Origin of the sequence: Cupriavidus sp. SIMBA_020, from assembly GCF_046535395.1 — a bacterium.
GTDB classification, from domain to species: domain Bacteria; phylum Pseudomonadota; class Gammaproteobacteria; order Burkholderiales; family Burkholderiaceae; genus Cupriavidus; species Cupriavidus campinensis.
In genome coordinates this window covers 1-239 of sequence record NZ_JAWRWU010001556.1, presented here as the reverse complement: position 1 = coordinate 239, position 239 = coordinate 1, and the positions used below count along the sequence as shown (strand labels likewise).

At 60.3% G+C, this 239-nt stretch carries 1 protein-coding gene; it reads right to left on the bottom strand.

Features of this window, described 5'->3' with window-relative positions; translation table 11 throughout:
• Window positions 1-239 (bottom strand): polysaccharide deacetylase family protein (locus SB751_RS34830; protein ID WP_410749591.1); only part of this gene is annotated, 239 nt, incomplete at both ends.

The following is a 239-nucleotide window of genomic DNA, read 5'->3' as shown; positions in this document are numbered from 1 at the left end:
CGATGACTTCGTTCGCCCCGCCAATCTGCCGGTCGATCTCGTCCGGTGTGCATTCAGAGAAGTCCGGATGCGTCATGGTGTGATTGACCAGCCCGTGGCCTTCCGCAACGATCCTGCGGATCAGGTCGGGATATTCGGCTGCGTAAGCGCCAATGATGCAGAAGGTAGCGGTGACCTCGTGCTCCGCGAGCACGTCGAGCAAATCGGGCGTGGAAAACGGATTGGGCCCGTCATCGAAC